A 263-nucleotide genomic window follows, 5' to 3' on the forward strand; every position below is an offset into this window, starting at 1 on the left:
CGTTACGATTCAAAATCTAACTAAGGCGATGTTGGGGTATCGCACACTTGAGAGTCAAGCACACTTTGGGCATGTGCAGGGGACACCGCAGCAAATCGCTCAACTCAGTGCTGCATTTAGTCATACGAAACCGATGTTATGGGATTATTTCTAAATTGAACATCAAAAAAGCCAATCATCCAGGTGAAATCTGAATGGTTGGCTTTTTTTGAATTAAGCAGGTTGGACAATCTGCACGTTGGCATTTAAGACACCGGCAGAGG

General features: G+C 43.7%; 1 protein-coding gene. It reads left to right on the plus strand.

All coding sequences use genetic code 11. From position 1 onward, the window contains the following. Positions 1–7 precede the first annotated feature (7 nt). Positions 8–154, plus strand: a complete 147-nt coding sequence (locus tag ACWA1B_RS22895; protein WP_456910937.1) for a sterol carrier protein domain-containing protein — start codon at positions 8–10, stop codon at positions 152–154. Positions 155–263: the final 109 nt, after the last annotated feature.

The organism is Flavobacterium xizangense, assembly GCF_054075145.1.